Here is a 4,272-nt window from a genome sequence, read left to right as displayed (position 1 = left end):
GCGCTCCTTCTCGTCCTTGGGGACAAAGCGGTCGGCATGCACGATGGTCGTGCCGCGCTCGCCCTTCCTGACATTGCCGCCAAGGTGACCTGATGTGGTGGACGGCCTCATGGATATCACCAAAGCCCATGACGGCAAGGTGCAGATTATCGACACCTCCATTGTTCGCTCCACCAGCAGGGTGCGACGGCAAAAAGGGGGATCGAGATCATTGTCTCCGCCGGTCCCGAGGCGGGCTGACAACCAAAATCCATGCTCTTGTAGACGCCAAAAGCAGGCCGATCAAGCTGATGCTCACGGCAGGCCAGAAGAGTGACGTCGCCTCTGCAGAGGACGTGATCACGGATTTGCCGGAGGGTGCGATGCTGCTCGCCGAAAAGGGCTATGATGCCAGCGCATTGCGAACTGCCATGACCGAGCAGAAGGCATTGGCCAATATCCCACCCAACGCCAACCGCAAGGACCCGATCTGCTTCAGCCCCTTCCTCTACAAGGCGCGTTACCTGATCGATCGCTTCTTCAACAAAGCCAACCAGTTCCGCCGCATCGCGACCCGCTACGACAAGCTGGATGAGAACTATCTTGCCGCCGTCAAACTCGTCGCAATCCGGATCTGGTTACGCAATAATGAGTCTACGTCGTAGTCAGAAAGTCCGAAAGATTGATCCATACATTTCAGCCCAGCAGAGAAATTGGCGATCAATGGCGAGACCCATGATCGTATAACTCCACCGTTCATAAGGCTGGACGGGAGAGATCGGCAAGTGCCGACGCCGACGGAGCACCCCCAGGGAAACTCTCAGGCAAAGTGACCGCACACCGAACGATCTGGAGAGAGGCGCCTCGAGCGTCCACCGAAGGGGAAAGCCGGGAGGTTCCGGCCAAGCTCTCAGGTACCGAGACAGATTTGAGATTCGCCGCGGGTCAGCCTCGCATCCTTTCCCTATTCGGAGTTTGGAAATGCCTAAAATTGTTGTGGTTGGCGCCGGGATTGCCGGTGTGTCGACAGCTTATTCCCTTTTGGAGCAAGGCTACGAGGTGACCGTGGTTGAGCGGCGGCGTTATGCCGCGATGGAAACTTCATTCGCTAACGGTGGCCAGTTGTCCGCAAGCAATGCGGAAGTTTGGAATCACTGGTCGACCGTCCTCAAGGGAATCAAGTGGATGCTTCGGCGGGATGCACCGCTCCTCATGAACCCTGCCCCGTCGTGGCACAAGTATAGCTGGCTGCTGGAGTTCGTGTCCAATATTTCGCGATATCGCGAGAACACGATTGAAACGACCCGCTTGGCTATCGCGGCTCGTAAGCACCTTTTCGAGATCGCTGACCGTGAAGGCATCGACTTTGATCACGTCCGTCGCGGGATCCTGCATGTTTACTGGGACAAAGCCGGCTTCGACCACGCGTTGAAGGTGAATGAGATGCTAAACGAGGGCGGCCTCGACCGGCGATCGGTGATGCCCAGCGAATTTGCCGAGATTGAGCCTGCCCTGCATGGCAATTTTTATGGAGGGTTCTATACCCCGTCGGATTCTACCGGCGACATTCACAAGTATTGCGCGGGCTTGGAGAAGGCCTGCACAAAGCGCGGCGCCCTATTCATCTATGACGCTGAGGTGACCCGGATTGAACGCCGGGATCGCTTTAACCTCGTTTGCGCAACTGGTGGCGCCGATCAGACGCTGGAAGCCGACGGCATTGTGGTGTGTGCGGGAACCAACAGTCGCCATATCGCTGCGATCGTCGGGGATCGCATCAATATTTATCCGGTGAAAGGGTATTCAATAACGGTGGAGTTGGAGGAGTCTGCGGCAGATTCCTCGGCGCCTTGGGTAAGCATTCTGGACGACCGCGCAAAAATCGTGACCAGCCGCCTCGGCGCAGCGCGCCTGCGCGTGGCAGGTACCGCAGAGTTCAACGGCGTCAATTTCGACATCCGGGAAGATCGCATCAGACCTTTGGTCGACTGGACGCGGACGATGTTCCCGAAAGTGGCGACTGAACACGTCGTGCCGTGGGCGGGGCTGCGACCGATGATGCCGAACATGATGCCACGGGTCGGCAAAGGCCGGGTTCCGGGTGTCTTCTATAATACGGGTCACGGGCATTTAGGTTGGACGCTTTCTGCCGCAACATCGGCCATGCTGGCCACGGTTGTGGCTACGGATCTTCCGGTGAAATCTCGTTTGGCAGCATAGGAGACGCCCCCCTGTTAGCAAGCTCAAGGAAAAATCCAATATGACCAAATTGACATGGGAAGTCGCCAATTCCATCATTAATCGGGCGTGCTCGACGGCAAGCGGAAAGGGTCTTAAGGCTTTGAGCGTTGCGGTTCTGGACGCTGGCGGCCACTTGGTCGCGTTCCAGAAGCAGGACGGGGCTTCAATGCTCCGCTTTGAAATTGCATTCGGCAAGGCTTACGGTGCTTTGGCCGTCGGTTTCGGTTCGCGCTGGCTCGACAAAGCATCAGCCCTCACTTTGTAGCCGGCCTGACCGCTGTATCAGGCGGCAAGATTGTCCCACGTCCCCGGGGGTGTCCTGGTGCGAGACCAGGCCGGTTGGTTGCTTGGTGCGGTAGGGATTACCGGAGATACATCTGACAACGATGAAGCAGTGGCCGTAGAGGCAATCGAGGTTGGCGGTTTGAATGCTCAGGCGGCCTGACTCAGACAAACACCGAAGCGCATCGAGCTCGTCGGGCAAGAGACGCAGATCTGGCGGCCGATCAGACACATTTGAACTAGTGTCTGCGCCTCCGGCGCGATTTTGAGCTGTTTCGCGCACCGGGCGCCGTTAGGATGGTGGCTAGATGCAGCTGCCACGGCTGCAAACGTCCGGACAAACAGGGTTATAGAATGGATCAGGAAGCCTCCTACGGCCTTGCGCCGACTGAGTTTGAAGAGCGTGTCGCACGGGCTCAGCGATTAATGGGGCAACATCGCCTAGACGGCTTGTTGCTCACTTCGATGGACAATATCCGGTACTTCATCGGTGTCGATTCCACGTTCTGGGAGAGCTACACCCGACCTTGGTTCGTGTTGGTGCCTGCCACCGGAGCTCCCCTTGCGATCATTCCGGAGATCGGAAGGGCTATCATCGAGAAGACATGGATCAATGAAATCAGATCCTGGCCTTCGCCTCGGCCCGAGGACGAAGGCACATCTCTCGTTGTCGCTGCGATATCCGACCTGCCCCGGCGAAACGGACGGGTCGGGGCTGAGCTTGGTTTCGAACTTCGACTGGGAATGCCGGTAACGCAATTGAATGCGATCATCGGTGATCTAAAAAGCGTCGAGATTGTTGATGGCGCGACCCTCATTTGGCAGCTCCGCATGATCAAGAGCGCCGCCGAGGTCGGTAAAATCAAAAAGGCTGTCGGCATCGCGGGTACCGTATACGCCCAAGTGCCCGATTTCGTTAAAATCGGCGACACTGAACGTACGATCCTTCGGGAATTCCGCGGTCGTCTTAATATGGGAGGCGCCAGCGCTATCCCGACGCTCATTTGCAGGTCCGACGTTGGCGGGCCTTTCGAGATTACCGGCGGGCCAAGGGACCGGCCGATCGTTGATGGCGACCTGCTCTTTATCGATACGGGCACCACCTTCGACGGGTATTTCTGCGATTACGATCGTAACTACCAGGTTGGCAGGGCTACAGATGCCCTACAGTATGCTCAAGAGAAGGTTTGGGAAGCGCACGAGATCGGGCTTCAAGCGGCAACAGCAGGGGTTACGGCCGGATTTGTCTTTGAACAGATGGCCAAGGCACTCTCTTCGGGTGGGGCGGACCTCAATAGCAACGGACGCATGGGGCATGGACTTGGGTTGCGGCTGACCGAACCGCCGTCAATCCGACTGGACGACAATACGGTGTTGCAGCCGGGCATGGTGCTCTGCATTGAGCCTGCCTTGGAGTACGAGCCCGGTAAAATCGTCCTGCACGAGGAAACAGTCGTGGTCACTGAAGGAAAGGCCCAACTGCTCACAGTTCGGGCGCCGAAGCAGCTAGCGCAGATACGCTGATGGATTCTAGACTTTCGCCCGAAGCCCTGTTGGCGGCGAGGCGGTTAGAGACCGCAGATCATATAATCGACAGTTCCCTTGCTACCTGGGCGAACGCTTCCACCGCGCGATCGATGTCTGTGCTGGAATGGGCGGCCGACATCTGCGTGCGGATGCGCGCTTGGCCCTTCGGCACCACCGGGAACGAGAAGCCGATGACATAGATGCCGCGCTTCAGCATCCGCGCCGCCATCTCCTGCGCCAGCG

The 4,272-nt window shown here is 57.8% G+C and carries 4 protein-coding genes, 2 pseudogenes and 1 riboswitch; of the genes and pseudogenes, 4 read left to right on the top strand and 2 right to left on the bottom strand.

The features are described 5' to 3' along the window. Positions 1 to 84 (bottom strand): annotated as a pseudogene (locus NKG95_RS33990) (ArdC-like ssDNA-binding domain-containing protein); the annotation flags it as partial. Between the two features lie 8 nt (positions 85 to 92). Between NKG95_RS33990 and NKG95_RS33985 the strand changes: the two are divergent. From NKG95_RS33985 to NKG95_RS33970, 4 genes and pseudogenes are all read left to right on the top strand, one after another. Beyond that, positions 93 to 644, top strand: a complete 552-nt coding sequence (locus NKG95_RS33985; RefSeq protein WP_353043846.1) for an IS5 family transposase — start codon at positions 93 to 95, stop codon at positions 642 to 644. Positions 645 to 818: 174 nt separating this feature from the next. Next, a riboswitch (glycine riboswitch) is annotated at positions 819 to 915 on the top strand. A gap of 45 nt (positions 916 to 960) precedes the next feature. Then, on the top strand, positions 961 to 2,199 hold the full coding sequence (locus tag NKG95_RS33980) for a D-amino acid dehydrogenase (RefSeq protein WP_353043845.1): 1,239 nt from the start codon (positions 961 to 963) through the stop codon (positions 2,197 to 2,199). Positions 2,200 to 2,239: 40 nt separating this feature from the next. Next, positions 2,240 to 2,665, top strand: a pseudogene (locus tag NKG95_RS33975) (GlcG/HbpS family heme-binding protein). Positions 2,666 to 2,856: 191 nt separating this feature from the next. Then, positions 2,857 to 4,026, top strand: a complete 1,170-nt coding sequence (locus NKG95_RS33970) for a M24 family metallopeptidase (protein WP_353043844.1) — start codon at positions 2,857 to 2,859, stop codon at positions 4,024 to 4,026. Positions 4,027 to 4,084: 58 nt separating this feature from the next. On the opposite strand, the gene NKG95_RS33965 is transcribed toward NKG95_RS33970, so the two are convergent. Further along, positions 4,085 to 4,272: aminotransferase class I/II-fold pyridoxal phosphate-dependent enzyme (locus NKG95_RS33965; RefSeq protein WP_353043843.1), on the bottom strand; the 188-nt coding region annotated here is incomplete at its 5' end.

It is taken from the genome of Mesorhizobium sp. M1423, assembly GCF_040317575.1.
GTDB lineage: Bacteria > Pseudomonadota > Alphaproteobacteria > Rhizobiales > Rhizobiaceae > Mesorhizobium.
This window is presented reverse-complemented; position numbering and strand designations above follow the sequence as displayed.

Bases quoted from the DNA above. Each gene is read 5' to 3' on its own strand.
- NKG95_RS33985 (WP_353043846.1), top strand. From the start codon at position 93: ATGTGGTGGACGGCCTCATGGATATCACCAAAGCCCATGACGGCAAGG.
- NKG95_RS33980 (WP_353043845.1), top strand. From the start codon at position 961: ATGCCTAAAATTGTTGTGGTTGGCGCCGGGATTGCCGGTGTGTCGACA.
- NKG95_RS33970 (WP_353043844.1), top strand. From the start codon at position 2,857: ATGGATCAGGAAGCCTCCTACGGCCTTGCGCCGACTGAGTTTGAAGAG.